Below are 701 nucleotides of genomic sequence, written 5' to 3' on the forward strand. Positions count from 1 at the left end.
TAGGTTTTGTACGAAAAGTCGGTGCGAGTAGAATTCCGGCCATGATTGGCTGGAGGCCCGCATGGCAAAGCGTTACGAACTCTCCGACGTATCGTGGGAATTGATCAAGGATCTGGTTTCTCCTGAGCAGAAAATAGGTCGCCCACGCAGTGATGATCGCCAAGTACTGCATGGGATCTTGTGGATCCTATGCTCAGGCGCTGCTTGGCGTGACCTGCCAGAGCGCTTTGGGCCTTGGTCGACGGTGTATCAACGTTTTCGTGACTGGCGCGACGACGGTACGTTTGATCGAATACTGGAGCGCTTGCACATTCGCCTGAACCGGGAAGGACTGATCGATCTGGACACCTGGATGATCGACTCTACAGCGGTACGTGCAACCCGAGCCTCTTCAGGCGCCGGGAAAAAGGGGGGCCTGAAGAACCGCTAGATCATGCATTGGGACGAAGTCGAGGTGGCCTTACAACCAAGATCCACATGGTCTGCGACGCCAATGGCGTTCCCTTGCGCTTCATCCTTTCGCCGGGGCAAGCCAGCGATATTGCCCATGCCCAGCCACTGCTGAATCAAGTGCGAATTCCCGGTAAGCCCGGGCGACCGCGCAAGCGTAGTCGCTGGTTACTGGCTGACAAAGGCTATGACGCAGAACACCTGCGTCAGTACTGCGACCGTTACCGGATGCAGCCGGTAATCCCGCTGCG

1 pseudogene is annotated in these 701 nt (G+C 56.9%); it reads left to right on the forward strand.

Annotated features, from left to right (window positions below):
* Nucleotides 1-61 precede the first annotated feature (61 nt).
* Nucleotides 62-701 (forward strand): annotated as a pseudogene (locus BZK31_RS13185) (IS5 family transposase); the annotation flags it as partial.

The sequence above is a fragment of the Pseudomonas floridensis genome (genome assembly GCF_002087235.1).
GTDB lineage: Bacteria > Pseudomonadota > Gammaproteobacteria > Pseudomonadales > Pseudomonadaceae > Aquipseudomonas > Aquipseudomonas floridensis.